Origin of the sequence: Dolichospermum sp. LEGE 00240 (assembly GCF_015207875.1) — a bacterium.
Taxonomy (GTDB): Bacteria; Cyanobacteriota; Cyanobacteriia; order Cyanobacteriales; family Nostocaceae; genus Dolichospermum; species Dolichospermum gracile.
Genome location: NZ_JADEVZ010000072.1, coordinates 1 through 26,107 on the forward strand (window position 1 = coordinate 1; position 26,107 = coordinate 26,107).

The window sequence follows — 26,107 nt, forward strand, 5'->3', positions numbered from 1 at the left end:
CCCTAATGGGGTTTCCCCACCCTAATGGGGTTTCCCCACCCTGGTGTTACTCTGGGCTTCTTCACCCTGGTAATTTACCTAACTAGCTAACAGTGTCTTTTCCAAAGGTGTCCAGCGGAAAGTGCGATCGCCACCTCTCTCAATTACCACTTTAACCCTTGGTTCTAACTTAGGCAAATCCATCAAATACTCAACTTCCTGATCAGAAAGAATATATCCCTCCATAATCCACAACACCAACCCCTTCGACTTAGGAGGTAATTGTGCCAAATGGGAACTGATCATTGGTGGTAAATAATATACATCACCCACAGCCGCACCACTACTATTGCTTCTTTTGCCTAAATGTGGTGGTCTGACACCATGAACTTGCGTCAGATACGCAGCCACATCACCCAGTCCTCTTGCAGTAATATGGAGGCCAACATAGCCAGCCGCCCGTAATCGGCGCAGATACCGACCTTCATAGCCCCCTTCCAGAGGAACATAAACACCCAACGCCCCAAATTTCTCCAAATTGCGGATGAAACCGTTGCCAGTGGTAATTAGTGCCATATATTTTCTTCCTATCCCACTTAGATATCTCTATTATTCACTCTCTAGTGGTAGATTAAGTTAAATGAACCTGCATATTTTCAACAATTTTGAAAATTCACAGCCGGAACATGGGTGATTTTCCCTACCCACATCTCAGCATCCCATAACAAAGCAAAAAAACACTAGACAAAAATTAAAGAATAGTTTATATTATTAGATTGTGACCGAATAGTATAATTAGATAGCCATCTTTCTTATTTAGACTTCCTAGTTAGTCCTAGCATCTGAGTTTCTAGTTAGTTTCCCCAAAAGAATAAAACTGGCTCACTTCATAAGAGACTGCTAAACTAAAAAAGCTTTCAGGTCAAATAAAGAGCCAAAGTCATATTTAAGCTCCCACACCAAATCACTCCCGTAAATCCTAAAAAAAATTAGGCAAAACCTTAAACAGTAGTTTAGGGCATGAAAATAAGTAGTTCCTCAGCAATAATGTTGGTTTCATGGCATGATGTTAGGACTGAGGAAAAGGATACTGAGGGTCAATAACCACTTAAGTCCGGCTACAACGGTAGAGTGCCAAAGCAACTGCTTGGACGAAAGCATTGCTGCACACAGCGCAAAGCCATCAAGCCTCGCATTGAATTCCAGAAGTAATCCCTTCTCAATAGAGTAGGCAGTTATTCCTGTTATTGTGATTGAGTAAGTGAAAATAAACAAATTCACTAAAACAAAAGGGACAAAAACTGTTGCGTCGCCAAGAATTTGCACTGTCTAACGCCAGTCCAAATTTTAGAGGTAAAGTTTACACTCAAGCGACAGTAGCAAAACCAGTCCCCATTCGACTTCCAGGTTTAGCCCAAAAAAATAAAACGAAAGGAGAACCAGTAACTGTGTCTGTAGGTATTCTCGGCACCAAACTGGGCATGACCCAAATCTTTGATGAAGCAGGAGTCTCCATTCCTGTTACCGTCGTCAAAGCCGGTCCATGCACCGTTACGCAAGTTAAAACGAAACAGACCGACGGTTACTCTGCCATTCAAGTTGGTTATGGCGAAGTCAAACCCAAGGCACTGAACAAACCACTGTTGGGACATTTGGCTAAATCATCCGCTCCAGCAGTCCGTCATCTGAGTGAATATCGCACCGATAGCGCTGGTGATTATGCTTTAGGTCAAGAAATTAAAGCAGATATTTTTAGTGCAGGTGAAATCGTAGATGTAGTTGGTACGAGTATTGGTCGCGGTTTTGCCGGCAACCAAAAGCGGAACAACTTTGGTCGCGGTCCCATGTCACACGGTTCCAAAAACCATAGAGCGCCAGGTTCTATCGGTGCTGGTACAACCCCAGGTCGTGTTTATCCCGGGAAAAGGATGGCAGGACGTTTAGGCGGTACTCGTGTCACAATTCGCAAATTGACAGTAGTACGAGTAGATGCAGAACGCAACTTAATCCTGATTAAAGGAGCTATTCCTGGCAAACCAGGAGCCTTAGTCAGCGTCGTTCCTGCAACTATAGTTGGTAAAAAATAGTCATTTAGTCATTGGTTAGTAGTCATTAGTTAGGAGCAAAAAAAGACAACTGACAAAAGACAACTGACAAAAGACAACTGACAACTGACAAAGGACACAAAGATGGTACAGAGTGTAATTAAAAATTGGCAAGGAGAGCAAGTTGGAGAAACAAACTTCGACTTACGAGTTGCCAAAGAAACAACAGCGGCGCATATCGTACACCGCGCCCTAGTCAGACAAATGACCAATTCTCGCCAGGGAACTGCCAGCACCAAAACTCGTGCAGAAGTTCGTGGTGGTGGTCGTAAACCTTGGCGGCAAAAAGGCACAGGTCGCGCCCGGGCTGGTTCTATCCGTTCACCATTGTGGCGTGGAGGCGGTGTGATCTTTGGACCAAAACCCAGAGATTTTGACCTAAAAATGAACCGCAAGGAACGCCGATTGGCATTGCGAACAGCCTTTATTAGTCGTGCTGACGATCTAATTGTTGTTGAAGAATTTAGCAATGAATTACAGCGTCCTAAAACCAAGGATCTCGTAGCAGCATTAGCTAGATGGGGCGCTGCACCAGAACAAAAAGCACTATTGATTTTGTCTGAAATCCCAGAAAACGTGCTTTTATCAGCCCGGAACATCGAAAACTTAAAACTGATTCCTGCTGACCAGTTAAACGTTTACGATTTGCTCCATGCTGACAAAATTATCGTCACATCATCAACCCTAGAGAAGATCCAGGAGGTCTACAGTGCCTAAAGTAGTTGCCACCCGTGATCTACCCGATTTAGTGCGTCGCCCCATTCTCACCGAAAAAGCGACCATGCTCATGGAACAAAACAAATACACATTTGAAGTAATTCCTAAAGCCACCAAACCACAAATTAGAGCCGCAATTGAAGACCTATTTGCAGTTAAGGTCGTCAAAATCAATACCGCTAACCCACCCCGCAAACAAAAACGGGTAGGTAGATTTATTGGATACAAACCCCAATACAAGCGGGCTATTGTCACTGTTGCTCCTGGGGACGAAGAAAAAATCAGAAAAGTTCTCTTCCCAGAAGTCTAAAAATTTGAGATTTTGAATTTTTAGATTTGAGATTGGGCTAATAAATCAAGAAAATGCCAAACAACAATTAAAAATCGGAAATTAAAATCAAAAAATTCTGACTCCAAAATCAAAAATCAAAACTCCAAAACTGAACTATGGGTACTCGTTCTTATCGCCCTTATACCCCCAGTACTCGCCAAGTAATCATCTCTGACTTTGCCGAAATTACGAAAACTGAGCCAGAAAAATCATTAACTGAATCAGTTCATCGTCCCAAAGGTCGGAACAATCAAGGGCGGATAACCAGCCGTCGTCGGGGTGGCGGACACAAACAACTTTACCGCATTATTGACTTTAAGCGAGATAAGCGGAATATCCCAGCTACAGTTACAGCCATTGAATACGATCCTAACCGGAATGCGCGGATCGCTTTGTTGTTGTATGAAGATGGCGAAAAACGTTACATCTTGCAGCCCAATGGCATGACTGTAGGCACAAAGATCATTGCTGGCCCTGAGTCGCCCATCGAAGATGGTAATGCCTTACCTTTATCGAATATTCCCTTGGGTACTGGTGTTCACAACGTCGAAATGACCCCAGGTAAAGGTGGTCAAATTGTCCGTGCTGCTGGTGCAGTAGCACAAGTTGTGGCAAAAGAAGGCAACTATGTGACATTGAAGTTACCTTCCGGTGAAGTCCGGTTGATTCGGCGTGATTGCTACGCCACCATTGGACAAGTAGGTAATACAGACGCAAGAAACCTCAGTGCTGGTAAAGCTGGACGGAATCGCTGGAAAGGCCGTCGTCCCAAGGTTAGAGGTAGTGCCATGAACCCAGTGGATCACCCACATGGTGGTGGTGAAGGTAGAGCGCCTATCGGTAGATCCGGTCCTGTAACACCTTGGGGTAAACCTACGTTAGGGGCGAAGACACGCAAACGCAAGAAAGCCAGCACTAAGTTGATCATTCGTCGTCGCCGCAAATCATCTAAACGGGGTCGTGGTGGCCGTCAGTCTTAGAATTTTAGATTTTAAATTTTGGATTTTAGATTAAGTCTATTCTTAAGCGTTCAAAGTTTTTGAAGCCTAATATTAAGACAGCTTAATTATCCAAAATCCAAAATTAAGAAATTCAAAATCCAAAATCCAAAATCCAAAATTGAACTATGGGTCGTTCTTTAAAAAAAGGTCCTTTTGTTGCTGACCATCTGCTCAAGAAAATTGAGAAGTTAAACGCAAAAGATGAAAAACAAGTGGTTAAAACTTGGTCGAGAGCTTCGACCATTTTGCCCTTGATGGTAGGTCATACTATCGCTGTTCATAATGGACGGCAGCACGTTCCCGTATTTGTCAATGAACAAATGGTAGGACATAAGTTAGGAGAATTTGCTCCTACCCGTACCTACAGAGGTCATGGCAAAAGTGACAAAAAATCAGGGAGATAGTCATTAATTAGTCAGTAGTCAGTGGTCATTTAGTCCTCTTGCAACTGACAACCGCTGACAATAGACAACTGACACACATAGAGTAAGTTATGAAAATGGCAACTGACACTACTGAAGTTAAGGCGATCGCCCGTTACATACGCATTTCTCCCTATAAAGTGCGCCGTGTACTTGATCAAATCCGCGGGCGTTCATACAGAGAAGCACTAATCATTCTCGAATTTATGCCCTATGGTGCTTGTGAACCCATCTTAAAGGTTCTCAGAAGTGCCGCAGCCAACGCAGAGCATAATGCTGGTTTGGACAGAGCCAGTTTGGTGATTAGTCAAGCCTATGCTGACCAAGGACCTGTGCTAAAACGGTTTCAACCCAGAGCGCAAGGTCGAGCTTACCAAATTCGCAAACCAACGTGTCATATCACTGTTGCTGTTTCCGCCGGCGCTACTGCTGAGTAAACAGGCATACAGGCACAAAAAAATTGCGTACAGTAAGAAATTTTAGAGGAAGCTTTTGTGGGACAGAAAATTCATCCAGTCGGCTTTCGACTGGGTATAACTCAAGAACACCAATCCCGTTGGTTTGCAGAACCTGACCGTTATCCAGAACTTCTACAGGAAGACTACAAACTCCGCCAATACATCGAACAAAAACTAGGTAGATACGCTCAAAATAACGCCGGTATTTCCGAAGTGAGAATCGAGCGCAAAGCGGATCAGATTGACCTAGAAGTACGGACTGCTAGACCAGGTGTGGTTGTAGGTCGGGGTGGTCAGGGTATTGAATCATTACGTCTTGGACTACAAGGAGCTTTGGGTGGTAATCGCCAAATTCGCATTAACGTTGTTGAAGTCCAACGAGTTGATGCGGATGCTTACCTGATTGCCGAATACATTGCTCAACAATTAGAACGTCGGGTTTCCTTCCGCCGAGTTGTGCGTCAAGCAATTCAACGCGCTCAAAGAGCAGGTGTCCAAGGAATCAAAGTTCAAGTCGGTGGTCGGCTCAACGGTGCAGAAATTGCCCGCTCTGAGTGGACTCGTGAAGGTCGAGTTCCTCTCCACACCTTACGCGCTGACATTGACTATTCTGGCTGCACAGCCAAGACAATTTACGGGATTCTCGGCATTAAAGTTTGGGTATTTAAAGGAGAAATTATTCCTGGTCAGGAACAAGCTCCTGCTCAACCCGCCAGAGAACGTGACCGTGACCGTGGCGATCGTGACCGTGAACGCGAACCCCGTCGCCGACAACAACAACGTCGTCGTCAACAGTTTGAAGACCGCTCCAATGAATCCTAGTCACTAGTCCATAACTAATGGCTAATGACCAACGACTAATGACCAACGACTAATGACTAATCATGTTAAGTCCTAGAAGAACTAAATTCCGCAAACAACAACGCGGACGCATGGAAGGTCTTGCCAGCCGTGGCAGTACCCTCAACTTTGGGGATTTTGGACTCCAAGCCCAAGAACCATCTTGGATTACCTCACGGCAAATCGAGTCTTCCCGTCGGGCAATGACTCGGTATATTCGCCGGGGTGGTAAAATCTGGATTCGGATTTTCCCTGATAAACCAATCACCATGCGTCCTGCTGAAACCCGGATGGGTTCTGGTAAAGGTAACCCGGAGTTTTGGGTAGCCGTAGTCAAACCAGGCCGGATCATGTTTGAAATTGACGGCGTTGCTGAAGAAATTGCCCGCGAAGCAATGCGATTGGCTGACGCTAAGTTACCAATTAAGACCAAATTTATTGTGCGCTCTCAACCACAGGAGCAGGAGTAGGTTATGCCTCTTCCCAAGATTGCGGAAGCTAGAGAATTAAATGACGAAAGACTGGCCGAGGAAATTGTCGCCGTGAAAAGACAATTGTTCCAGTTGCGCTTGCAAAAAGCCACAAGACAACTAGAAAAGCCTCACCAGTTCAAACACGCACGCCATCGCCTTTCCCAACTGCTAACAGTAGAAGGAGAACGGAAACGGGCGGCAAGTCTTTCAGACCAAGAGCAAAAGTAGGAAATTATGGCAGTTAAAGAACGAGTTGGCTTGGTAGTGAGCGATAAAATGCAAAAAACTGTGGTAGTAGCCATAGAAAACCGCGCTCCTCACCCCAAGTACGGCAAAATCGTAGTTCAAACCCGCCGCTATAAAGTTCACGACGAAGAGAATACCTGTAAAACAGGCGATCGCGTGCGGATTCAAGAAACCAGACCCTTGAGCAAAACCAAGCGTTGGCAAGTTACAGAAATTCTGAACACCAAAGCTACATAGTAAACAGTTGTATTAACTTACAACGACCCCAAAAGAGAGACCAGTTGTGATTCAACCCCAATCTTATCTGAATGTCGCAGATAATAGCGGTGCTAAAAAACTAATGTGCATCCGCGTATTAGGTGCAGGTAACCGCCGTTATGGTGGCGTAGGCGATAGAATTATCGCCGTTGTCAAAGAGTCTTCACCTAACATGGCTGTCAAAAAGTCTGATGTTGTGGAAGCCGTAATTGTGCGGACCCGTAAAGCTATTACTCGTGATAGTGGAATGGCTATCCGCTTCGACGATAATGCCGCAGTGATTATCAACAAAGAAGGTAATCCTAGAGGTACACGGGTATTTGGACCCGTAGCTCGAGAACTGCGCGACAAAAACTTTACTAAAATTGTTTCTCTGGCTCCGGAGGTGCTGTAATGGCAAAGCGCCCACAACCCAAAGTTTTTCATAAAATGCACGTCAAAACTGGTGATACCGTGCAAGTCATCGCTGGCAAAGATAAAGGTAAAGTTGGGGAAGTGATTAAAGCACTGCCACAACTGAGCAAAGTTCTTGTCAAGGGTGTCAACTTTAAAACCAAGCACGTCAAACCCCAGCAGGAAGGCGAATCAGGGCAAATAGTCACCCAGGAGTACCCCATTCATAGCTCCAATGTGATGCTCTATTCCACCAAGCAAAACGTTGCTAGTCGCGTCTGCTACACTTTCACCGCCGAAGGCAAGAAAGTGAGAATGCTCAAAAAAACAGGTGAGATTCTTGATAAATAGTTATTAGTCATTAGTCATTAGTAAAAAAACAACTGACAATTGACAACTGACAACTGACAAAGAACTTTCCCTGACCAAGACCAGGGAATAACAGGACAAACACTATGGCCATCACACGACTCAAAACCGTATATCAAGAGACAATTACTCCCAAATTGATTAACCAGTTTCAATATACCAACGTGCATCAAGTGCCGAAGGTGATTAAGGTAACTATCAACAGAGGTTTGGGAGAAGCTGCTCAAAACGCTAAATCACTAGAGGCATCCATCAGCGAAATAGCCCTGATTACTGGACAAAAACCTGTGGTAACACGGGCCAAGAAAGCGATCGCCGGCTTTAAAATTCGTCAAGGTATGCCCGTCGGGATTATGGTGACACTCAGAGGCGAACGGATGTACGCCTTCTTAGATCGTCTGATTAACCTGACACTACCCAGAATCAGAGACTTTCGCGGTGTCAGCTCCAAAAGCTTTGACGGCCGTGGTAACTACACTCTGGGCGTGCGCGAACAGCTAATTTTTCCAGAAGTGGAATATGACAAAATCGATCAAGTCCGGGGTTTAGATATTTCTATTATCACCACGGCAAAAACCGACGAAGAGGGCCGCGCCTTACTTAAGGAAATGGGAATGCCCTTTCGCGATCAATAAGTTCATCTAAAGAGGGAACGATGGCGGCTAACGACACAATTGCAGATATGCTGACGCGCATCCGCAATGCCAATATGGCAAGGCATCAAACTACGCAAGTACCAGCTACAAAGATGACTCGTAGTATTGCCAAGGTACTGCGAGAAGAAGGCTTCATTGCGGAAGTTGAAGAAGCAGGAGAAGGAATTAAGCGGAACCTGGTTATTTCCCTGAAATACAAAGGTAAAAATCGCCAACCCCTAATCACTGCCCTAAAACGAGTGAGTAAACCAGGTTTGCGTGTTTACTCCAACAGAAAAGAATTACCAAGAGTGCTAGGCGGTATCGGTATTGCCATTATTTCTACATCCAGTGGGATTATGACTGACCGCGAAGCACGCCGCCAAAATCTAGGCGGTGAAGTGCTTTGCCACGTTTGGTAGTCGTCATTGGTCATTGGTCAGTGGCAAAACAACGAACAACTGACAACTGACAAAAAACAACTGACAAAGAACAAAAAATCATGTCTCGTATTGGTAAACGTCCAATTACCATTCCCGCCAAAGTGCAAGTGGCGATTGATGGTGTCAAAGTAGTGGTTAAAGGTCCTAAAGGTGAACTTTCCCGTCAACTACCTAACAATGTCATACTCTCCTTAGATGGAGAAACATTGCTAGTTACTCGTCGTGATGAAACCCGCACCTCCAGACAAATGCACGGTCTGAGCCGCACCTTGGTGGCCAATATGGTGGAGGGAGTATCCCAGGGTTTTCAACGTCGCTTAGAAATCCAAGGGGTTGGTTATCGCGCCCAACTTGAAGGCCGTAACCTCATCTTAAATATGGGCTTTAGCCATAAAGTGCAAATTGAACCACCGGAAGGAATTCAATTTGCTGTAGAAGGTACTACTAATGTCATAGTTAGCGGCTATGACAAAGAAATTGTCGGTAACACAGCAGCTAAAATTCGTGCAGTCCGTCCGCCTGAACCTTACAAAGGCAAAGGTATTCGCTATGCAGGTGAAGTGGTCAGACGCAAAGCTGGTAAGACTGGTAAGGGTGGTAAGAAGTAAACATGAAACTTACACGCAAAGAGTCAAAACAACGTCGTCATCGCCGCGTTCGTGGCAAAGTTAACGGTTCGACCGAACGTCCACGCTTGGCTATATTTCGATCCAATGAGCATATTTATGCTCAAGTAATTGATGATACCAAGCAAGAAACTATAGTTGCCGCATCAACCGTAGAACCAGAATTAAAATCTAACATAGCTTCTGGTGCTAACTGTGACGCATCAGTACAGGTTGGTAAATTGGTAGCTGTACGCGCCCTAGAAAAAGGCATCACTAAAGTCGTTTTTGACCGGGGTGGCAACCTCTATCATGGTCGCATTAAAGCACTGGCTGAGGCGGCACGCGAAGCTGGTCTAGATTTCTAAGTCCGTCAGTAGTCAGTAGCAACTGACAACTGACAACTGACAACTGACAACTAAAAGAGAGCATTGATTATGGTAACCGGTCGTCGTAAAGCAAGCCGTACAAAAAAAGAAGAAACCACCTGGCAAGAGCGAGTTATTCAAATTCGCCGGGTGAGTAAAGTCGTCAAAGGTGGTAAAAAACTTAGCTTTCGTGCCATTGTCGTCGTCGGTAATGAACGTGGACAAGTCGGAGTTGGAGTTGGTAAGGCATCAGATGTAATTGGTGCAGTTAAAAAAGGTGTCGCTGATGGCAAAAAACATCTAATTGACATTCCTATCACCAAATCTAATTCCATTCCTCACCCCATTGATGGCATCGGTGGCGGAGCTAAAGTGATGATGCGTCCAGCCGCACCAGGTACAGGGGTAATTGCTGGGGGTGCTGTACGGACTGTATTAGAGTTAGCAGGAATACGTAACATCCTTGCTAAACAACTAGGTTCAAATAACCCTTTGAACAACGCCAGAGCCGCAGTTAACGCTCTATCTACCCTGCGGACATTAAGTGAAGTTGCTGAAGATCGCGGTATCGCCATTGAGAAACTCTATATTTAGTCACTCTTTGTATCAGATTCTCAATCTAAAATCCAAAATCTAAAATCTAAAATCACAAACCAAAATGAGACTTAATGATGTTAAGCCCCAAAAAGGCTCTAAAAAACGCCGTAAGCGTGTAGGTAGAGGTATTTCTGCTGGACAGGGTGCTAGTGCTGGTCTAGGGATGCGGGGTCAAAAATCCCGTTCTGGTAGTGGCACAAGACCAGGTTTTGAAGGTGGTCAACAGCCATTGTACCGCCGGATACCTAAACTCAAGGGCTTTCCCCTCATTAACCGGAGAATATACACTACGATTAATGTAGAGAAGTTAGCTAACTTACCTGCTAACTCAGAAGTAACATTGGAATCCTTGAAAGCGGCAGGTATCTTAACCACTGTTAAAGGTGAATTGAAAATTTTGGGTAATGGGGAATTGAATGTTCCTCTTCAGGTAAAAGCTGCTGCTTTCACAGGCCAAGCTCGAATCAAAATTGAAGCTGCCGGTGGAAGTTGTGAAACTGTATAAAAGATGAGGGGTAAGGACTGCCGATAACCTCGTGATTGGGGGGAAGAGGTTATTGTTCACAAGATACCTTAATCATCTTCATCATATAAATCACGTAAATCATAGTTAGGACTTGAAAGGTAAAACTCTATGATCAGTCGAGACAAAGCCCCAACGGCTCAAGAAACTTTTATGCAGATGGCGCAAGCAGCCGGACTGAGAGGTAGGCTGCTTGTCACTGTCGGTATTTTAATTTTGGTTCGCCTGGGGATATTTTTGCCTGTTCCAGGAATTGATAGACCTAAGTTTGCTGAGGCTATATCTGGCAACAATTCCATCTTCGGTTTATTGGATATATTCTCCGGCCGGGGACTCTCTACTTTGGGGATCTTTGCTTTGGGGATTTTGCCCTTTATTAATGCCTCCATTATCATCCAATTGCTCACTGCGGCTCTGCCATCTTTAGAAAATTTACAGAAAAACGAAGGGGAAGCAGGCCGGCGGAAAATATCACAAATTACCCGCTATGTAACTGTAGTTTGGGCAATTATTCAAAGTGTGGCGTTTTCGGCATTATTCCTCCAACAATTTGCTCTCAACCCAGGTCCAATATTTGTCGCAGAAACTGCGATCGCTCTAACTGCTGGTTCAATGTTCGTTATGTGGGCATCAGAACTGATTACTGAACGGGGTATCGGTAATGGTGCATCTTTGTTGATTTTTGTCAACATTGTGGCTTCTTTACCCAAATCTCTAGGCGATACCATTGACTTGGTACAGGTTGGTGGCAGGGAAATTGTTGGGCGCGTCATTGTCCTGGTACTAGTTTTTATGTTCACAATCGTGGGTATTGTGTTCGTCCAGGAAGGAATGCGTCGCATCCCTATTATTTCCGCCCGTCGTCAGGTAGGCAGAAGGGTTTTAGCAGAACAGCGGAGTTATTTGCCCTTACGGCTTAATTCTGGCGGGGTAATGCCAATTATTTTCGCAGCCGCAATCCTCAGTTTGCCACTTTTAGTCGCAAATTTCACTAAAAATCCCGAATTAGCAAACATTGTTAATACCTATTTAAGTCCTGGTGGTTCTGCACCTTGGGTATATGCCCTCGTTTACTTAACTTCCATTGTTTTCTTCAGTTACTTCTATTCTTCGTTGATTCTCAACCCAGTAGATGTGGCTCAGAATTTGAAAAAAATGGGTTCTAGTATCCCCGGTATTCGTCCTGGAAAAGCTACCAGTGAGTATATCGAAAAGGTAACAAATCGCCTCACTTTTTTAGGGGCTATCTTTTTAGGCTTGGTGGCAATTATTCCTACAGCCGTAGAAAGTGCTTTGAAAGTTCCCACCTTTAAGGGCTTGGGGGCAACATCTTTGTTGATTTTGGTTGGTGTGGCAATTGATACGGCTAAACAAATCCAAACTTACGTTATCTCTCAGCGTTATGAAGGAATGGTGAAACAATAGTGACGCGATTAATCCTCTTGGGACCACCGGGTGCTGGTAAGGGAACTCAAGCTAAAACTTTGGCTGAATTTTTAGGGATTCCCCATATTTCTACAGGTGACATTTTACGTCAAGCTATTCAAGACAAAACAAATTTGGGAATGCAAGCCCAAAGTTTTATGGATAAAGGCGAATTAGTCCCCGACACATTAGTAGAAGATATGGTTAAGGAACGTCTGCAACAACCAGATGCTAAAACAGGTTGGATTTTAGACGGCTTTCCTCGTAAAGTTACACAGGCAGAGTTTCTGGCAGAATTACTGACAAGTCTAGGACAGGGTGGTGAAAAGGTCATCAATCTGGATGCCCCAGATGAAGCTGTCATTACCCGGTTACTAGGACGTGGACGAAAAGATGATACTGAAGAAGTGATTCGTCGGCGCTTGGAAGTTTACCGCGATGAAACTGCACCCTTAATTAACTATTTTACAGATCGCCAAAAACTCCTCACAGTCAACGGTAATCAGTCCCAAGAAGAAGTTTTTACTCATTTGAAAGATATCATAGCTGCTTAAAGAAACTCAGGGGTAGCGGTCTATGTCGGCAGTAAGAAAAAACCAAATTTTCCTTTGCCTTTATTACCTCGCCCCTATCTTCCACGGCGGGCGCAAGTCAATTTTAGCTAAGATATATTAATAAACTGTTGATATTTTCTCTAATTGTGTTCTTGATGCCCATGATACAAGGACAATAGGAGATTGTTGAGTTGAGGAAAAAACTTGTCTAAGCAAGATCTAATCGAAATGGAAGGGACTGTCACCGAATCGTTGCCTAATGCAATGTTTCGTGTTGACTTAGATAACGGCTTTAATGTCCTAGCACACATTTCTGGGAAAATTCGCCGTAATTACATCAAGATTTTACCTGGCGATCGCGTCAAAGTTGAATTAACACCCTACGACTTAACCAAAGGTAGAATCACCTATCGTCTGCGGAAGAAATAAATCAATAACAGAGAATCTTACCATACATAAATCAACTGGTCTTTTTCTAGTTCCATAACTGAAATATTTCTTCTAGAAATGCTATAATTTACTATTTGGAGTCAAATTTAAAAGGCATGAAAGTCAGAGCCTCAGTTAAGAAAATTTGTGAAAAGTGCAGCGTGATCAAGCGTCGCGGTCGCGTCATGGTGATTTGTGAAAATCCCAAACACAAGCAACGCCAAGGATAGAAGCTATCTATCAAAGCAAAGTTAAATCCGCGACAATTAATCGGACAAAAGAAAACTACCGCACTTTGCTAACTGCAACTACGAAAACAATAGGGAGAGATTCATTGTGGCACGGATTTCCGGCGTAGACCTTCCACGCGATAAGCGTGTCGAAATCGGTCTAACATACATTTACGGAATTGGCTTAACTAGATCACATCAAATTCTCGCAGCGACCGGTGTTAACCCCGATACCCGCGTCAAAGACCTGTCCGATGCTGATGTAGCAGCCCTCAGAGGAGAAATCGAAAGCAACTACCAAGTTGAAGGAGATTTACGCCGTTTAGAAGGACTAAATATCAAGCGTTTAGTTGATATTGGCTGTTACAGAGGTCGGAGACACCGCATGGGCTTACCAGTGCGTGGACAAAGAACCCGTACCAACGCTAGAACCAGACGTGGTAGAAGACAGACAGTGGCTGGTAAGAAGAAAGCCCCTGGCAAATAATTTTTCTAAACTTGCTGCAATTAGCAAGTTGTACCTTAAATTCACTAAAGAAATATGGCCAGACAACCAACAAAAAAATCCGGGAGCAAAAAGCAGAAACGGAACGTACCCAATGGGGTTGCCTACATTCAGTCTACCTTCAACAATAGCATTGTCACGATTACCGATCAAAATGGAGATGTGATCTCCTGGGCAAGTGCTGGTTCTAGTGGATTTAAAGGGGCAAAAAAGGGAACACCCTTTGCCGCACAAACCGCTGCGGAAAGCGCGGCTAGACGAGCCACAGACCAAGGAATGCGGCAAATCGAAGTTATGGTGAGTGGACCTGGTGCAGGTAGAGAAACCGCAATTCGGGCGCTTCAAGGTGCAGGATTAGAAATTACACTCATTCGGGATATTACCCCAATTCCCCACAACGGTTGCCGTCCACCCAAGCGCCGTCGAGTTTAAACTTTTCTCATCTAACAGTTAACTGTCAACTTTTGACTGTTGACTGTTGACTTTTGACTTTTGACTTTTGACTTTTGACTTTACGAAGTGAGGGAGGCTACTCCGTGGCGCAGTTTCAAATTGAATGTGTAGAGTCTAATGCAGAGGAAAGTCGGAGCTATTACAGTAAGTTCGTTCTAGAACCCCTAGAGCGCGGTCAAGGGACCACTGTTGGCAACGCATTGCGGCGGGTTTTACTTTCTAACTTAGAAGGGACATCAGTGACAGCAGTGAGAATTGCTGAAGTTAGTCATGAGTTTGCAACAGTTCCAGGGGTAAGGGAAGACGTACTGGAAATCCTCATGCGAATGAAGGATGTCATTCTCAAGAGTTATTCTTCCCAGCCCCAAATTGGTCGTTTACTCGTGCATGGACCAGCAACAGTTACTGTGGCACATTTCGATTTACCTAGTGAAGTAGAAGTGATTGACCCGACCCAGTATATTGCCACCATTGCTGAAGGCGGAAAACTGGAAATGGAATTTCGGATTGAGCGAGGCAAAGGCTACCGGACTGTAGAACGAGGCAGAGAAGAAGCCACATCTTTGGATTTTCTGCAAATTGACTCAGTGTTTATGCCCGTGCGAAAGGTCAACTATAGTGTTGAAGAAGCCCGTGGCGATGGCTCTTTGAAAGATCGACTTCTTTTGGAAGTATGGACTAATGGTAGTATTTCTCCTCAAGAAGCACTATCATCTGCTGCTGGAATTTTGGTAGATTTATTTAACCCATTAAAAGATATCTCCTTAGAACCAACAGACACAAGTTCGGATATGCCGGATGACCCAACCGCGCAAATTCCCATTGAAGAATTGCAGTTATCTGTGAGAGCTTATAACTGTCTAAAACGCGCCCAAGTAAATTCCGTAGCTGACTTATTGGATTACACCCAAGAAGACCTTTTAGAAATCAAAAACTTTGGTCAAAAGTCAGCGGAAGAAGTAGTGGAAGCTTTACAGCGTCGCCTAGGTATTACTTTACCTCAAGAAAGAAGCTCTAAGCCTAGCTAAATCAAAACCCCATAAATGAAACTTCATTAGTGCATTGTTATGCGTCATCGTTGCCGAGTCAAAAAACTTAGTAAACCAGCGGATCAACGTAAAGCTCTTCTCAGAGCTTTGACAACAGAATTGGTACGTCATGGTCGAATTACTACAACTTTAATCAGAGCTAAAGTTGTCCGCAGTGAAGTAGATAAAATGATTACCCTGGCTAAAGATGGATCTTTAGCATCTCGTCGAAAAGCACTAGGCTATATCTACGACACAAGCCTGGTTCATGCCCTATTCGAGCAAGCTCCGACTCGATATGCTAACCGTCAAGGTGGTTATACTCGCATTTTGCATACCGTCCCCCGTCGCGGTGATCATGCGGAAATGGCGATTATTGAACTAGTTTAAAGTTATTAGTTATTAGTCATTGGTCATTGGTCAGTAGTAAAGAAAACAACTGACAATTGACAACTGACAACTGACAACTGACAAACAACTATGTTAGAAAGCCGCCAGCAAAATCAGACTCAGCGAGTAGCCTTAGTCATTCAGTATATAGGTACTCATTTTCACGGCTGGCAAAGACAAAAAGGACAGCGAACTGTTCAAGAAGAGATAGAAACAGCGATCGCAACTGTTCTAGGGTATCATGTGACACTCCACGGAGCAGGTCGAACTGATTCTGGAGTCCATGCTGCCGCTCAAGTAGCTCATTTTCAAGCCGCAAGTTTCATTCCTGCTCACAGGTGGGCAAAGGTTCTCAATGGCTACTTGCCCCCAGGTGTATTAATTAGGGCATCAGCCAGTGTAAGTGAAAGTTGGCACGCTCGTTTTAGCGCGATTTACCGACGATATCGCTACACTATCTACACTGAAGAGTTACCGAATTTATTCGCGCAGCCTTTCAGTTGGCATTATTATTATGCCCCTTTAGATGAAGCCTTAATTAGGTCTGCCTTAAAACCACTGCTGGGAAAACACCATTTATCTGCTTTTGAACGGGCTGGGTCAGCGCGATCGCATTCCTGGGTAGAAGTGCAAGCAGTAGAATGTCGTCGGAGTGGATCATTTATCCATATTGAAATTCAGGCTGATGGATTTTTATATGGCATGGTGCGGCTGTTGATAGGAATGGTAGTACAAGTAGGTTCTGGTCAGCGGACTCTAGATGACTTCACTGATATCTGGCAACAGGAACGCCGGGAAGAAGTGAAATATTCTGCACCTGCTCACGGGTTATGCTTGTTGAGAGTCGGTTATCCCGATTTTCCCTTTCCGCCAAAAATTTGGTATGACACCCAACCATACCTAGTCATGGGTCATGAATTATGACAACTGACAACTGACAACTGACAACTGACAACTGACAAAGGACAAAAAATGAGTAGTAAAACCTACCTTCCCCCTCAAGCATCTCTTGAGCGTGATTGGTACTTAGTAGACGCGACAGATAAACGTCTGGGTCGTCTAGCGAGTGAAGTCGCTATGATCCTCAGAGGTAAAAGAAAAGCTGAATATACTCCCCATTTAGATACCGGGGATTTTGTCATTATTATCAATGCTGAGAAAGTGGCAGTTACAGGTAAGAAGCGCACTCAAAAGCTTTATCGTCGCCATTCTGGTCGTCCCGGTGGTATGAAAACCGAAACTTTCGCTAAGTTACAACAGCGATTACCAGAAAGAATTCTCGAACACGCTATTAAAGGTATGTTACCTAAAAATAGTTTGGGTAAACAGTTATTTACCAAACTGAAAGTGTATGCAGGCCCAACTCATCCTCATGCAGCACAACAACCCAAAGAAATCACAATTAGTACAATTCCTGGAGAAAACTAATGCAGGTAGCAGAAATTACTAGCGGACGTGCTGTTTATTGGGGTACTGGTCGTCGGAAAGCCTCTGTCGCTAGAGTTCGTCTAGTTCCCGGTGAAGGGAAAATGACTGTTAACGGTAAAGATGGAGATTTGTATTTCCAATTCAATCCTAACTACTTAGGCGCGATTAAAGCACCTTTGGAAACATTGGGATTGGAAAGCGAGTATGACATCGTGGTGAAAGCTGAAGGTGGTGGCTTAACCGGACAAGCAGATTCTATTCGTTTAGGAGTTGCTCGTGCTTTATGTCAACTTGACCCAGATAACCGTTCACCTTTGAAAACTGAAGGCTATTTAACTCGTGACCCACGAGCTAAAGAACGGAAGAAATACGGTTTACACAAAGCTCGTAAAGCACCTCAATACTCGAAACGTTAAGATAGGAGTCAGGAGTCAGGAGTCAGGAGTTCAGAAGGAAAAACTTTTACCCAGTCCCCAGTCCCCAATCCCCAATCCCCAGTCCCAATTTATTATAGATTCCCCACAAAAAACAATGGCTAAACCTGATATTCATCCCACATGGTATCCAGATGCTAAGGTCTACTGTAATGGTCAAGTTGTTATGACCATTGGTGCTACTAAGCCCGAACTCCACGTAGATGTTTGGTCTGGAAATCACCCCTTCTACACTGGTACTCAGAAAATGATTGATACTGAAGGTCGTGTAGAACGCTTCTTGCGTAAATATGGTATGTCCAGCACTCAAACTGGCGACGATAATCAAAAGTAGCTGGTTGGCTGTAGCTGTTGATAGTGTGGCGGAAGCCACAGACGACCCTGCATAGTGCTGGGTCGCTTGTCATTTAATGCTTGAGCCAACTTGTTATTTTTTAGGAGCATTTATAGTCATCATGGCAGAATCATACTTACTGGAGAAACTTAAATCTGTTGAACAAACTTTTCATGAATTAACACGCCGTTTAGCCGATCCTGATACCGCTAGTAATCCTGATGAGTATCAAAAAATTGCTAAGTCTCGTTCTTCTTTGGAAGAGGTCGTTAATACCTATGAAACTTGGAAAACAGCCCAGGATGAATTGGTAGGGGCGCGTCAGATCCTCAAAGAATCTAATAGTGATCTTGAGTTGCAACAAATGGCAGCTTTGGAAGTTAGTGAACTAGAGGAAAAGCTAGAATATTTGGAAAGTCGCTTAAAGGTATTGCTGCTACCCCGTGACCCCAATGATGATAAAAACATTATGTTAGAAATTCGCGCTGGTACTGGTGGTGATGAAGCTAGTATCTGGGCGGGAGATTTACTACGAATGTATTCGCGTTATGCTGATACCCAAGGTTGGAGGGTGAAGCTGGTTAGCGAATCCTTGGGAGAAATGGGCGGGTTTAAAGAGGTAATTCTAGAAATTCAAGGTGATAGTGTTTATAGTAAGTTGAAGTTTGAGTCTGGTGTACATCGTGTTCAGCGCGTACCAGCAACGGAATCGGGAGGAAGGGTTCACACTTCGACGGCGACTATAGCGATTATGCCAGAAGTGGATGAAGTGGAAATCCACATTGACCCGAAAGATATTGAAATGAGTACGGCGCGTTCTGGTGGTGCGGGTGGACAAAACGTGAATAAGGTGGAAACTGCGGCTGATTTGTTCCACAAACCCACTGGGATTCGGATTTTCTGTACTGAAGAACGAAGTCAGTTGCAGAATAAAGAACGGGCGATGCAAATCCTCCGGGCTAAGTTGTATGAGTTGAAATTGCGAGAACAACAGGAGGCTGTAACTTCCATGCGGCGATCGCAAGTGGGTACGGGTTCTCGTTCGGAAAAAATTCGTACTTACAATTATAAAGATAGCCGGGTGACTGACCATCGTTTAGGTCAAAATTTTACCCTTAACCCTGTTTTGGAAGGTGATATAGAGACGGTGATTCAATCTTGTATATCGCAAGATCAACAAGAACGGTTAGCAGAATTAGCCGCTTCTGGTTCTAGTAGCTAATTTACCTCATAAATATCTTAGAAAACCGCTTGTTGTTATTTTTTGCACTTACAGGCGGTTTTCTTATGGGAATGGAAGGCATTGATTGCTTTTACTCCTCATTTTCATTAACCAAGTAGTATTGACCTTGATTTACACGATAAACTTCTGATTTATTTTCCCCATCGTCACAAAACTGTACTTCAATTCCTACAGCTTGAGAAATCCAATTGGTGTTATTAAAATATTGTTGAACTGAAAAACCTTCTGCTGGATAGGTGCGACACCAAGCAGGCCAAACCTCTGGTTTCCAAACATAGCCTTCAGGTTTGAGCAGGTCTTTAATTGCAATAGTACCGTTGCTACCTTTACCATCCTGATTGCCAACTTTCACAGTAATATACCGTATAGTCCCCACACCAATAAAAGTTTGATAATCTGACCAATTTAATACAGAAATTTTTGTTCTGCTGTTTAATTCGTCAAGAAAAGGTGATGAATTTTTACTTTCTGTGATAATAAATAAAGTTTCAACTGCACGAGTTAAAGCCACATAAAATAAACGTCTTTCTTCATTTACTACAGACTCAATGCTATCACCAAAGACACGGGTAAACATTAAATCAGGATGTATCAAGGGATAACAACGAGGAATAGCATCAAGTATTATAACTACATCTTTTTGAAGACCTTTATATTTGTGTGCAGTTGATATAGTTACTAATTTTCTTGATTCTTCAGGAAGGTATGAATGCACTAATTCTAAAAAACTATCAAGTGTACCATTTTTATATTTACTCTTTTGATTTTTATAATTCACATACCAAAGTAAACTATTTTTTCGACTGAGTAATACTACTTTTTTACCTTCTTTAACAGTCTTGTTAATTAGACGTAAAATAGCAGGTGTTATATTGTCTCCAGGATAATTTTCTTGCTCTGTGGGAGTTGCTTCAAAGCTAGACATATCAGCAATATTTACTATTCCTGGCATGGTTTTATCAGCGCGAGCAGGAGTACCCAAACCTTGCATTAACTTATTACCAATATCAACAATAGAAATAGCTGAACGGTAATTTGTAGCTATATTTAATTTATGTGATGGCTGGAAGAATTGGTGAAAATCCTGATAAAATCGGAGGTCAGAACCAGCGAAACCATTAATTGCTTGCCAGTCATCACCAACGCAGAAAAATAGTGCTTGAGGATTTTGCTTTCTGATGGCTTCTATTAGATTATAGAATAGTTCCGAAAAGTCTTGATATTCATCAATCATGATGTATCTGAGACTTTTTAAATCACCAGTTCCTAATCTACGGCGAAATATAGTTTGTCCTGATGCAAGTACCTCTACAGCTTTTTGCATTAGTCCATCAAAATCTTCTTCACCTCTATCCTCAAGACATCTTAAATAGGATTTATAAAATCTATATGCTAAATTCAAAAATTGTTCTTCAATCTTACTCACACATTCGTGTTTAGAAATAATTTTTCTTAACTCTTCTGAAGTTAAAGAAAGTTTACGGCATCGTTGAATAAATCCTTTTACTACTGTCGTAAATCTATCTATTGATCTATCTTTTATCCTTGACCAAATTGTTTCTTCACTCAGTCGGTTACATTGAATACCTAAATTTTCTAACTTATCCTTGAGTAATTCACAAAAAACTTCTGCTCCTTGATCTTTAAGAGGTCTTGGTGATAATGCTATTAACTGCCAGTTGGGACGATTTGCCCAATACTCTCGCTTTTCATGGGACATATCATCATAATCTGGATCTCCTTCTAGTCCAAAATATTCAATAACTATTCCCTGTTTTTCTCCAGTCAATATTGTAAAATCAGGACGGTAATTTATGCCATTCCACCAAAAGTTACGCTCATATTTGTATTTAATATTATGTTCAAATAAAAAGTTAGCAATTAGTTTTTCACCAAAAGATTTATAGTAGTTACCATCAATTCCTTCTCTTGGTAATGAGCGACGATAACGAAGGATTTCTTCTGGAGTTTTATCATACCCACCTGAAATTATGCGCTCCCAGTCTTCATGAAATGCTGCCATCATCAAATCGCGTATTTTTGCATAAAATATTGTGTCGCGTAAGTAATCATCAATTACAATCTGTAAAGCGCGGCTTTGGTTCTGTTCTCCATCTGGTTCATCAAAAAGAATATTTTCGGGATGAACTAAGGCATAAGCTAAGGCATGGAAAGTCATTGCATGGGGAACAGAATTTTGTAATTGTAACTTTAGACGTTCTCGTATTTCTTCTGCTGCTTTGCGATTGAAGGCTAAAAGCAACATTTCCCCTGGTGCAATACCACAATGTTTCCGTAAAAATATTGCTCGGTGGACTAAGGTTGATGTTTTACCACTACCAGCCCTAGCTATTACTTGTATATGATTTTCAATAGTGCCAATTGCTGCCGCTTGTTCAAGGTCATGAGAGAAGTTTAAATTTGTTTTCACCCAATTTTGTATGTACTTTGATTTTTCAGATTTATATTCTTGAAAAGATATGTATTCAGTACAATGAAGTTGATAAAAGTTGTCGGCATTAAGAAAGTTATTTTCAAATTCGTCTTTTATATTTTGTAGTAAAGATAGTTTTTTACCTTGGTCAAATATTATAGAGCGTTCAATCTTTATGTTTTGTAGTAAAGATAGTTTCTTACCTTGGTCAAATATTATAGAGGGTTCAATATGATTAAATTTTCTGATAAATTGTTTTTTATCATAATGAAACATTAAGCCTACTCCATAATCTACTATCACTAATAAATGAGAAGACTTTAAATGTTTGATTTCAATCACTTTTCCCTTGTTACTAAATGTTACATCATCAATGATACGTCCTTTTGCGATTATATGCTCATATCCAAGATTGCTATCAAAGCGACTCACTTCTCTTTCAATTAAAAGACTCCAGAGGTCATCATTATCACCAATAACCTCTGCAAACTTTTGAACAGTATCAATCTGTGAACTGCTATCCATAAGCGACCCCAAATAAAAATAAGCTATCTTGCTAAAAAATAGCTTTAAATATTACCTATGATACCTAAAATTATATTTTTTTAGTTAATATTTTGTTGTTTCTTGGAAAGATCATATAAAAATATTATCTCATCAACTACTTCTTCAAGTTTATCCTGATCGGTCGCTGGATCTAAACTGTTGAAAAGTTGTGCAACTTTTTTAACCTGTTCTCTTATGTCTTCTGGAGTAGATTCCCTGATTTTTGGAATATTTAACTCAGCGCAAATAGTCTCCATGCTCTTAGACGCAACAGTTAAGCGGTGAAAAAGAGAACCTTCTTCCTTTATTAAACTATCAAGAGTATTTATTACTGCTTCTAATACACGAGACATATACTCACCTATGAAATATACAGACTAATCCATAGTACACACCTATTAAGTCTAAGTCAACTTTCTGGTAAAATTTTTACTGGTTGATAGAAGGTGTTTGAAATAAAACGGTTGCACTAGAGAAATACACGATGCAATTTAGTCAAAACCAGATAATGTAGAAACGCTGTCATCGTCAATCTGACATTTCCACAGAAAGAATGATAAAATAGTTTGTGAATAAAGTCCTTGTTTGTTCCTATTCTCAATTCAATTTACAGGGAATATAAATAATTATGCTATCAGTTGAAGAATTAATTTACGAAGCCTTGTCTTTACCCAGTTCTAGCCGAGTATTTTTAGTAGAAAAACTAATTGAAAGTCTAGAATCTGATATTGATGAAAATATCCAAAAGAGTTGGAACACAGAAGCTAAAAAACGCCGGGATGAAATTCGTAATCTTATGGTTGAGCCAATTTCTGGAGAAATAGCTTTAGCTCAAATCAGACAAATTTTAGAAAAATGAAAGTAGAAGTTTCTACAATTTTTATCCTATCCTGTTATTTTTATCCCTGATCTAAATTCCCGCAGTGCTTGAGCATGATTTTCTATATTAACACAACGCATCAATAAATCTACATCTAAACTCGGTAAAAGTTGCGATTTACTAACAGCTTCATATCCCTCATTTCCTAAACTATAAAACAATAATTCATCATTCATCCAAAACCAAACTTCAGGAATTTGTAACCGTTTGTATGCTTCCAGTTTGTCAATTCCTCCACTACTAACAACCACCTCAATTACTAAATCAGGACGTTTTCTATTTGCTCCTAATTCGTAAGATTTATCGCCTTCTTTTTTCACCTTTTCAAATTCATTTTTCAGGGTAACAGAACCAGTAGGAGTAAAATCTAATTCCAAAAATTCTAAATAAATTTCTAGTAAAGCCCCAATACGTTCTTTGATAGTTTCGTGTTTTTTCTCTGGCATTTTCCGAATCTCCAAGACTCCATCTAAAAAAGACAACCTTAACCCTGGACGATCAATTAGCTGATCAACAGCTTTAAATTCTCTCCAGGTTAAGTCGCTAATTAAAATTGGTTCTGCTTCTCGTTCAATGAGTGTAGTTATCATAATTTAAACCCAAATTTAGAGATTGAATTTTGCTCAACGCCAGATAATATAAAAACAGAGTCTCATGAAAAACGTTATGCAAGCATAGAAACTCAAAGGAAAAATTGATTCATCTGGTAACTTGCTAATTAACGAACTCGTGAATTTACCTCCCGGAGATGATGATGGAAGTTGTCTGGAGTAGTGGTCTAAGAGGATGTTTGAAAAGTTTTGAATGTATAGACTGACCCCTCTCCAAACCTCTCCCCTTGCAGGGGAGAGGTTTTAAAACCCCCATTCCCTTGCAGGGAATGGGGGTAGGGGGGTTAGGTTTTTGGAGATTACGGGTTTGATATAATACTTTTCAAACAACCTCTAATTAAAATTACTACCCATGACAAAAAAAATATTAACTGGACTTAGTTCACAAACTTACGAACACCCATTTGATCGCAAAGCTTTAGCTTCTTTACAAAGTATGCCCGGTATCTCTCCTTTGCTCAAAAAAGTCAACGAATATGGTATTGATCGTTTACTGAGATTACAAAGTATTGCTAGTGAAATCAGAGTCACACCCCGGAATTTTCCCCAACTATATCAACCATTGCTAGAAGCTTGCCAAATTCTTGATGTGACAACTATTCCTGAATTGTATTTGTTTCGAGGGACAGGGCATATTCAAACCTATATTATTGGCGTAGAAAAACCTATTATTGGTATCAATATTGAAGCAATGGAATGGTTGAATTATGATGAATTACTGTTTATTTTTGGATACGAAATTGCTCGAATTAAAAGTCAACATATGATTTATCATCAAATATCAATTGTCATGCCGGCGTTGAAAATGTGGTTAAGCAGTACCACATTAGGCTTAGGAGGATTGATAGCTAGTGGTGTAGAATTGGCATTATATAATTGGGTAATGATGGCAAAGTTCACCGCAGATCGGGCTGGGTTATTAGCTTGTCAAGATATTGATATTGCCACTACCGCACTGATGAAACTGGCAGGTTTACCAGAAGAGTATTTAACTCCTGATGTGATCGAAGATTTCCTGATTCAATCCCGTGAATTTGCCTCTAATAGTGTTGATAGTCTAGATCAAGTTACGAAAATATTAAGTTATTCAGAATCTAGTCTTTCTTGGTTAGTAATGCGGACTGGTGAATTGTTAAAATGGGTTGATTCTGGAGAATACAATCATGTACTGCAAGGAGAAAATGTCAATACTCCAAAAGGAAAAGAGGAAGGAGACGAAAAAGAAGGATGGAATTTTTTGACTTCTTGGTAATTTGATTTTTGAGCAACTCTTCAACATCCATAAGTTACCTCTTGCATCAATCAATACATATAAAAATAGCCCTGAACACACCCCCCACTGTCAAAATCAACATCAGCAACATCGCCCCTGAAACCCTAGCCACCCTCTGCTTCGACTTCCTGGGCTTCAGTGCCAAAAATGCCCAATTTATCATACTGATTGAAAATCCGTAGGGGCGCAGGGTCTGCGCCCTCTTCTCATCGGACTGCTAATAACCACCATAGATATTTTTCCCAACCATAACTAATTGAACACCAGATTGATTTATATTTGCTAATCTAGAAGTGGTGTAAATACAGCAATTTTCGCTCTAATGAAATACAATGAAGGGCGCAAGCCCTGCGCCCCTAAGGGTTTGGGGATAAAAAACTGTACCTCATAACATTAGAAAGTGCTGTATTGCTGATGGTAGTGCATTTTTCTATTAAAACTATTATTTGAGCAACAATTATGACAACGTTTCACCCTAACAGCCTGCGTTCCTACAGCCAAGAGGATGTACAGCAAATTCTGCAATTAGCGATCGCCCGTCAAGTAGACGATAATGATCAGGAATTTTCCTATCAGCAGATAGTGGAAATTGCCACAGAGTTACAAATATCACCCGATATCCTCCAACAAGCGGAACGGGATTGGTTAGGTAAACAAAACGAAGTTGAACAGCGTCAAGCTTTTAATCTTTATCGCCAAAGTAAATTTAAAAAGCGTTTAGGCAATTACGCAATCATCAATATTTTTTTCCTGGGTATGAATTTAATTAGTGGCGGTCTTTCCTGGTCACTTTATATCTTACTAGCTTGCGGATTGGCAATATCCTTAGATATTTGGAATACCTTTCAAACCAAAGGTGAAGATTACGAAATCGCCTTTCAAAGATGGAATCGTAACCATCAAATTAAACAAACAATCAATACAGTTCTAAATAAGTGGTTTAAGGTATTTAGCCCTTAAGCCTGATCTTAACTGAGTTAGAGGATGTTTGAAAAGTTTTGAGGAGTCAAAATTTATGCTAATCGCCTGAGCATGATACGGATCATAGCTAGATAGATAAAAGTCTCAGAGGTTTCAGGTAATAACTCGTAGTCTCTGACTAACCGACGACAACCCATCAGCCAGCCAAAAGTACGTTCCACAACCC

Annotated in this window: 39 protein-coding genes; 34 read left to right on the top strand and 5 right to left on the bottom strand. The window is 41.8% G+C overall.

All coding sequences use genetic code 11. The features are described from left to right. Window positions 1-78: 78 nt before the first annotated feature. Window positions 79-555, bottom strand: coding sequence for an NAD(P)H-quinone oxidoreductase subunit N (locus tag IQ226_RS19680; RefSeq protein WP_193898179.1), 477 nt, complete (start codon window positions 553-555; stop codon window positions 79-81). Window positions 556-1,427: 872 nt separating this feature from the next. Here IQ226_RS19680 and rplC point away from each other — a divergent pair. The 31 genes from rplC to prfA all read left to right on the top strand — a co-directional run bounded on the left by rplC (window position 1,428) and on the right by prfA (window position 19,195). Next, the gene (gene rplC / locus IQ226_RS19685) at window positions 1,428-2,066 is read left to right on the top strand and encodes a 50S ribosomal protein L3 (protein ID WP_193898216.1); all 639 of its coding nucleotides are present in this window, start codon (window positions 1,428-1,430) and stop codon (window positions 2,064-2,066) included. A 102-nt stretch (window positions 2,067-2,168) separates the two neighbouring features. Next, on the top strand, window positions 2,169-2,801 hold the full coding sequence (gene rplD, locus IQ226_RS19690) for a 50S ribosomal protein L4 (RefSeq protein WP_193898181.1): 633 nt from the start codon (window positions 2,169-2,171) through the stop codon (window positions 2,799-2,801). Continuing rightward, the gene (locus IQ226_RS19695) at window positions 2,794-3,111 is read left to right on the top strand and encodes a 50S ribosomal protein L23 (protein WP_027402105.1); all 318 of its coding nucleotides are present in this window, start codon (window positions 2,794-2,796) and stop codon (window positions 3,109-3,111) included. Before rplD ends, IQ226_RS19695 begins: the two co-directional genes overlap by 8 nt. A gap of 137 nt (window positions 3,112-3,248) precedes the next feature. Further along, window positions 3,249-4,112, top strand: a complete 864-nt coding sequence (gene rplB, locus IQ226_RS19700) for a 50S ribosomal protein L2 (protein WP_027402104.1) — start codon at window positions 3,249-3,251, stop codon at window positions 4,110-4,112. 146 nt (window positions 4,113-4,258) lie between these two features. After that, complete coding sequence (gene rpsS, locus IQ226_RS19705; protein ID WP_027402103.1) at window positions 4,259-4,537, top strand: 30S ribosomal protein S19; 279 nt, start codon at window positions 4,259-4,261, stop codon at window positions 4,535-4,537. Between the two features lie 95 nt (window positions 4,538-4,632). Further along, window positions 4,633-4,992, top strand: coding sequence for a 50S ribosomal protein L22 (gene rplV, locus IQ226_RS19710; RefSeq protein ID WP_039204355.1), 360 nt, complete (start codon window positions 4,633-4,635; stop codon window positions 4,990-4,992). 57 nt (window positions 4,993-5,049) lie between these two features. Further along, window positions 5,050-5,835 carry a 30S ribosomal protein S3 gene (gene rpsC, locus IQ226_RS19715; RefSeq protein ID WP_168634929.1) on the top strand — a complete coding sequence of 262 codons (786 nt, stop codon included), beginning with the start codon at window positions 5,050-5,052 and terminating at the stop codon, window positions 5,833-5,835. 62 nt (window positions 5,836-5,897) lie between these two features. Continuing rightward, window positions 5,898-6,323, top strand: a complete 426-nt coding sequence (rplP, locus tag IQ226_RS19720; protein WP_193898183.1) for a 50S ribosomal protein L16 — start codon at window positions 5,898-5,900, stop codon at window positions 6,321-6,323. Window positions 6,324-6,326: 3 nt separating this feature from the next. Beyond that, entirely contained in the window at window positions 6,327-6,554 is a 228-nt protein-coding gene (gene rpmC / locus IQ226_RS19725; RefSeq protein WP_027402099.1) for a 50S ribosomal protein L29, read from the top strand. A gap of 6 nt (window positions 6,555-6,560) precedes the next feature. Next, entirely contained in the window at window positions 6,561-6,809 is a 249-nt protein-coding gene (rpsQ, locus tag IQ226_RS19730; protein WP_096669292.1) for a 30S ribosomal protein S17, read from the top strand. Between the two features lie 46 nt (window positions 6,810-6,855). Further along, window positions 6,856-7,224, top strand: a complete 369-nt coding sequence (gene rplN, locus IQ226_RS19735) for a 50S ribosomal protein L14 (RefSeq protein WP_096669290.1) — start codon at window positions 6,856-6,858, stop codon at window positions 7,222-7,224. Further along, a complete protein-coding gene (gene rplX, locus IQ226_RS19740) occupies window positions 7,224-7,574 on the top strand; it encodes a 50S ribosomal protein L24 (RefSeq protein ID WP_213711412.1) in 351 nt (116 codons plus the stop codon). Before rplN ends, rplX begins: the two co-directional genes overlap by 1 nt. 104 nt (window positions 7,575-7,678) lie before the next feature. Continuing rightward, window positions 7,679-8,227 carry a 50S ribosomal protein L5 gene (gene rplE, locus IQ226_RS19745; RefSeq protein WP_193898185.1) on the top strand — a complete coding sequence of 183 codons (549 nt, stop codon included), beginning with the start codon at window positions 7,679-7,681 and terminating at the stop codon, window positions 8,225-8,227. A 20-nt stretch (window positions 8,228-8,247) separates the two neighbouring features. Further along, window positions 8,248-8,649 (top strand): 30S ribosomal protein S8, encoded by a 402-nt coding sequence (gene rpsH, locus IQ226_RS19750; protein WP_027402094.1) that lies wholly within the window; start codon window positions 8,248-8,250, stop codon window positions 8,647-8,649. 80 nt (window positions 8,650-8,729) lie between these two features. Next, entirely contained in the window at window positions 8,730-9,278 is a 549-nt protein-coding gene (gene rplF, locus IQ226_RS19755) for a 50S ribosomal protein L6 (RefSeq protein ID WP_193898187.1), read from the top strand. 2 nt (window positions 9,279-9,280) lie between these two features. Beyond that, window positions 9,281-9,643: a 50S ribosomal protein L18 gene (rplR, locus tag IQ226_RS19760; protein ID WP_193898189.1), complete on the top strand. Its 363-nt coding sequence runs from the start codon at window positions 9,281-9,283 to the stop codon at window positions 9,641-9,643. Window positions 9,644-9,712: 69 nt separating this feature from the next. Continuing rightward, window positions 9,713-10,237, top strand: a complete 525-nt coding sequence (gene rpsE, locus IQ226_RS19765; RefSeq protein WP_027402091.1) for a 30S ribosomal protein S5 — start codon at window positions 9,713-9,715, stop codon at window positions 10,235-10,237. A gap of 64 nt (window positions 10,238-10,301) precedes the next feature. Beyond that, entirely contained in the window at window positions 10,302-10,745 is a 444-nt protein-coding gene (rplO, locus tag IQ226_RS19770; protein WP_027402090.1) for a 50S ribosomal protein L15, read from the top strand. 129 nt (window positions 10,746-10,874) lie between these two features. Then, entirely contained in the window at window positions 10,875-12,188 is a 1,314-nt protein-coding gene (gene secY / locus IQ226_RS19775) for a preprotein translocase subunit SecY (protein ID WP_027402089.1), read from the top strand. Next, complete coding sequence (locus IQ226_RS19780) at window positions 12,188-12,742, top strand: adenylate kinase (RefSeq protein ID WP_193898192.1); 555 nt, start codon at window positions 12,188-12,190, stop codon at window positions 12,740-12,742. The genes secY and IQ226_RS19780 overlap by 1 nt, the downstream gene beginning before the upstream one ends. A gap of 204 nt (window positions 12,743-12,946) precedes the next feature. After that, window positions 12,947-13,171, top strand: coding sequence for a translation initiation factor IF-1 (gene infA / locus IQ226_RS19785; RefSeq protein ID WP_006276978.1), 225 nt, complete (start codon window positions 12,947-12,949; stop codon window positions 13,169-13,171). Window positions 13,172-13,287: 116 nt separating this feature from the next. Further along, window positions 13,288-13,401, top strand: coding sequence for a 50S ribosomal protein L36 (gene rpmJ / locus IQ226_RS19790; protein ID WP_015079193.1), 114 nt, complete (start codon window positions 13,288-13,290; stop codon window positions 13,399-13,401). Between the two features lie 106 nt (window positions 13,402-13,507). Next, the gene (gene rpsM, locus IQ226_RS19795) at window positions 13,508-13,888 is read left to right on the top strand and encodes a 30S ribosomal protein S13 (RefSeq protein WP_096669278.1); all 381 of its coding nucleotides are present in this window, start codon (window positions 13,508-13,510) and stop codon (window positions 13,886-13,888) included. A 54-nt stretch (window positions 13,889-13,942) separates the two neighbouring features. Beyond that, a complete protein-coding gene (gene rpsK, locus IQ226_RS19800) occupies window positions 13,943-14,338 on the top strand; it encodes a 30S ribosomal protein S11 (protein WP_015079191.1) in 396 nt (131 codons plus the stop codon). A gap of 104 nt (window positions 14,339-14,442) precedes the next feature. After that, window positions 14,443-15,387 (top strand): DNA-directed RNA polymerase subunit alpha, encoded by a 945-nt coding sequence (locus tag IQ226_RS19805; RefSeq protein WP_193898194.1) that lies wholly within the window; start codon window positions 14,443-14,445, stop codon window positions 15,385-15,387. A gap of 39 nt (window positions 15,388-15,426) precedes the next feature. Continuing rightward, window positions 15,427-15,777, top strand: a complete 351-nt coding sequence (rplQ, locus tag IQ226_RS19810; protein WP_193898197.1) for a 50S ribosomal protein L17 — start codon at window positions 15,427-15,429, stop codon at window positions 15,775-15,777. A 90-nt stretch (window positions 15,778-15,867) separates the two neighbouring features. Next, on the top strand, window positions 15,868-16,701 hold the full coding sequence (gene truA / locus IQ226_RS19815; RefSeq protein WP_193898198.1) for a tRNA pseudouridine(38-40) synthase TruA: 834 nt from the start codon (window positions 15,868-15,870) through the stop codon (window positions 16,699-16,701). 48 nt (window positions 16,702-16,749) lie between these two features. Further along, on the top strand, window positions 16,750-17,205 hold the full coding sequence (gene rplM, locus IQ226_RS19820) for a 50S ribosomal protein L13 (protein WP_027402083.1): 456 nt from the start codon (window positions 16,750-16,752) through the stop codon (window positions 17,203-17,205). Beyond that, window positions 17,205-17,621 carry a 30S ribosomal protein S9 gene (gene rpsI / locus IQ226_RS19825; RefSeq protein WP_039201058.1) on the top strand — a complete coding sequence of 139 codons (417 nt, stop codon included), beginning with the start codon at window positions 17,205-17,207 and terminating at the stop codon, window positions 17,619-17,621. Before rplM ends, rpsI begins: the two co-directional genes overlap by 1 nt. A gap of 115 nt (window positions 17,622-17,736) precedes the next feature. After that, window positions 17,737-17,973 carry a 50S ribosomal protein L31 gene (rpmE, locus tag IQ226_RS19830; RefSeq protein ID WP_193898200.1) on the top strand — a complete coding sequence of 79 codons (237 nt, stop codon included), beginning with the start codon at window positions 17,737-17,739 and terminating at the stop codon, window positions 17,971-17,973. Window positions 17,974-18,094: 121 nt separating this feature from the next. Further along, on the top strand, window positions 18,095-19,195 hold the full coding sequence (prfA, locus tag IQ226_RS19835; RefSeq protein ID WP_193898202.1) for a peptide chain release factor 1: 1,101 nt from the start codon (window positions 18,095-18,097) through the stop codon (window positions 19,193-19,195). 91 nt (window positions 19,196-19,286) lie between these two features. Here prfA and IQ226_RS19840 read toward each other — a convergent pair whose 3' ends face one another. Then, window positions 19,287-22,175 carry a UvrD-helicase domain-containing protein gene (locus tag IQ226_RS19840; RefSeq protein WP_193898204.1) on the bottom strand — a complete coding sequence of 963 codons (2,889 nt, stop codon included), beginning with the start codon at window positions 22,173-22,175 and terminating at the stop codon, window positions 19,287-19,289. 80 nt (window positions 22,176-22,255) lie between these two features. Then, entirely contained in the window at window positions 22,256-22,549 is a 294-nt protein-coding gene (locus IQ226_RS19845) for a hypothetical protein (protein WP_193898206.1), read from the bottom strand. A gap of 275 nt (window positions 22,550-22,824) precedes the next feature. Here IQ226_RS19845 and IQ226_RS19850 point away from each other — a divergent pair, with 275 nt between their 5' ends. Next, entirely contained in the window at window positions 22,825-23,055 is a 231-nt protein-coding gene (locus tag IQ226_RS19850; protein ID WP_193898208.1) for an addiction module protein, read from the top strand. A 26-nt stretch (window positions 23,056-23,081) separates the two neighbouring features. Here IQ226_RS19850 and IQ226_RS19855 read toward each other — a convergent pair whose 3' ends face one another. Next, on the bottom strand, window positions 23,082-23,666 hold the full coding sequence (locus IQ226_RS19855; protein ID WP_193898210.1) for a Uma2 family endonuclease: 585 nt from the start codon (window positions 23,664-23,666) through the stop codon (window positions 23,082-23,084). A gap of 373 nt (window positions 23,667-24,039) precedes the next feature. Here IQ226_RS19855 and IQ226_RS19860 point away from each other — a divergent pair, with 373 nt between their 5' ends. Both IQ226_RS19860 and IQ226_RS19865 read left to right on the top strand, forming a co-directional pair. Beyond that, the gene (locus tag IQ226_RS19860; protein WP_193898212.1) at window positions 24,040-24,939 is read left to right on the top strand and encodes a M48 family metallopeptidase; all 900 of its coding nucleotides are present in this window, start codon (window positions 24,040-24,042) and stop codon (window positions 24,937-24,939) included. A gap of 480 nt (window positions 24,940-25,419) precedes the next feature. Then, the gene (locus IQ226_RS19865) at window positions 25,420-25,920 is read left to right on the top strand and encodes a 2TM domain-containing protein (RefSeq protein WP_193898214.1); all 501 of its coding nucleotides are present in this window, start codon (window positions 25,420-25,422) and stop codon (window positions 25,918-25,920) included. Window positions 25,921-25,973: 53 nt separating this feature from the next. Here the strand turns inward: IQ226_RS19865 and IQ226_RS19870 are convergent. Next, window positions 25,974-26,107 (bottom strand): transposase (locus IQ226_RS19870; RefSeq protein ID WP_193897896.1); only part of this gene is annotated, 134 nt, incomplete at its 5' end.

Coding starts and splice junctions, on each gene's coding strand:
- rplR (WP_193898189.1), top strand. CDS start 9,281: ATGAAACTTACACGCAAAGAGTCAAAACAACGTCGTCATCGCCGCGTT.
- rpsH (WP_027402094.1), top strand. CDS start 8,248: ATGGCGGCTAACGACACAATTGCAGATATGCTGACGCGCATCCGCAAT.
- IQ226_RS19845 (WP_193898206.1), bottom strand. CDS start 22,549: ATGTCTCGTGTATTAGAAGCAGTAATAAATACTCTTGATAGTTTAATA.
- prfA (WP_193898202.1), top strand. CDS start 18,095: ATGGCAGAATCATACTTACTGGAGAAACTTAAATCTGTTGAACAAACT.
- rplM (WP_027402083.1), top strand. CDS start 16,750: ATGAGTAGTAAAACCTACCTTCCCCCTCAAGCATCTCTTGAGCGTGAT.
- rplE (WP_193898185.1), top strand. CDS start 7,679: ATGGCCATCACACGACTCAAAACCGTATATCAAGAGACAATTACTCCC.
- rplX (WP_213711412.1), top strand. CDS start 7,224: ATGGCAAAGCGCCCACAACCCAAAGTTTTTCATAAAATGCACGTCAAA.
- truA (WP_193898198.1), top strand. CDS start 15,868: ATGTTAGAAAGCCGCCAGCAAAATCAGACTCAGCGAGTAGCCTTAGTC.
- rplQ (WP_193898197.1), top strand. CDS start 15,427: ATGCGTCATCGTTGCCGAGTCAAAAAACTTAGTAAACCAGCGGATCAA.
- rplD (WP_193898181.1), top strand. CDS start 2,169: ATGGTACAGAGTGTAATTAAAAATTGGCAAGGAGAGCAAGTTGGAGAA.
- rpsE (WP_027402091.1), top strand. CDS start 9,713: ATGGTAACCGGTCGTCGTAAAGCAAGCCGTACAAAAAAAGAAGAAACC.
- rpmC (WP_027402099.1), top strand. CDS start 6,327: ATGCCTCTTCCCAAGATTGCGGAAGCTAGAGAATTAAATGACGAAAGA.
- rplO (WP_027402090.1), top strand. CDS start 10,302: ATGAGACTTAATGATGTTAAGCCCCAAAAAGGCTCTAAAAAACGCCGT.
- rpsI (WP_039201058.1), top strand. CDS start 17,205: ATGCAGGTAGCAGAAATTACTAGCGGACGTGCTGTTTATTGGGGTACT.
- IQ226_RS19850 (WP_193898208.1), top strand. CDS start 22,825: ATGCTATCAGTTGAAGAATTAATTTACGAAGCCTTGTCTTTACCCAGT.
- IQ226_RS19860 (WP_193898212.1), top strand. CDS start 24,040: ATGACAAAAAAAATATTAACTGGACTTAGTTCACAAACTTACGAACAC.
- rpmJ (WP_015079193.1), top strand. CDS start 13,288: ATGAAAGTCAGAGCCTCAGTTAAGAAAATTTGTGAAAAGTGCAGCGTG.
- rplP (WP_193898183.1), top strand. CDS start 5,898: ATGTTAAGTCCTAGAAGAACTAAATTCCGCAAACAACAACGCGGACGC.
- IQ226_RS19865 (WP_193898214.1), top strand. CDS start 25,420: ATGACAACGTTTCACCCTAACAGCCTGCGTTCCTACAGCCAAGAGGAT.
- rplV (WP_039204355.1), top strand. CDS start 4,633: ATGGCAACTGACACTACTGAAGTTAAGGCGATCGCCCGTTACATACGC.
- rpsS (WP_027402103.1), top strand. CDS start 4,259: ATGGGTCGTTCTTTAAAAAAAGGTCCTTTTGTTGCTGACCATCTGCTC.
- rplF (WP_193898187.1), top strand. CDS start 8,730: ATGTCTCGTATTGGTAAACGTCCAATTACCATTCCCGCCAAAGTGCAA.
- secY (WP_027402089.1), top strand. CDS start 10,875: ATGATCAGTCGAGACAAAGCCCCAACGGCTCAAGAAACTTTTATGCAG.
- IQ226_RS19855 (WP_193898210.1), bottom strand. CDS start 23,666: ATGATAACTACACTCATTGAACGAGAAGCAGAACCAATTTTAATTAGC.
- IQ226_RS19840 (WP_193898204.1), bottom strand. CDS start 22,175: ATGGATAGCAGTTCACAGATTGATACTGTTCAAAAGTTTGCAGAGGTT.
- rpsQ (WP_096669292.1), top strand. CDS start 6,561: ATGGCAGTTAAAGAACGAGTTGGCTTGGTAGTGAGCGATAAAATGCAA.
- rpsK (WP_015079191.1), top strand. CDS start 13,943: ATGGCCAGACAACCAACAAAAAAATCCGGGAGCAAAAAGCAGAAACGG.
- rpmE (WP_193898200.1), top strand. CDS start 17,737: ATGGCTAAACCTGATATTCATCCCACATGGTATCCAGATGCTAAGGTC.
- rplB (WP_027402104.1), top strand. CDS start 3,249: ATGGGTACTCGTTCTTATCGCCCTTATACCCCCAGTACTCGCCAAGTA.
- IQ226_RS19680 (WP_193898179.1), bottom strand. CDS start 555: ATGGCACTAATTACCACTGGCAACGGTTTCATCCGCAATTTGGAGAAA.